Raw genomic sequence first — 390 nt, 5'->3', positions numbered from 1 at the left:
AGCCTTCCCACATCGTTTCCCACTTAACTGTAACTTGGGGACCTTAGCTGACGGTCTGGGTTGTTTCCCTTTCCACGACGGACGTTAGCACCCGCCGTGTGTCTCCCGCGCTCATACTCATTGGTATTCGGAGTTTGCATGGGGTTGGTAAGTCGGGATGACCCCCTAGCCCAAACAGTGCTCTACCCCCAATGGCAAGACGCGAGGCGCTACCTAAATAGCTTTCGAGGAGAACCAGCTATCTCCGAGCTTGATTAGCCTTTCACTCCTATCCACAAGTCATCCCCGGACTTTTCAACGTACGTGGGTTCGGTCCTCCAGTTAGTGTTACCCAACCTTCAACCTGCTCATGGATAGATCGCCCGGTTTCGGGTCTATTCCCAGCAACTA

Annotated in this window: 1 rRNA gene; it reads right to left on the bottom strand. The window is 53.3% G+C overall.

The window, feature by feature from the left end:
* Positions 1 to 390: ribosomal RNA gene (locus ACXAH2_RS17190) — 23S ribosomal RNA — on the bottom strand; the annotation flags it as partial.

Source organism: Marinomonas sp. ABL3_031 (assembly GCF_056161265.1).
This window is presented reverse-complemented; position numbering and strand designations above follow the sequence as displayed.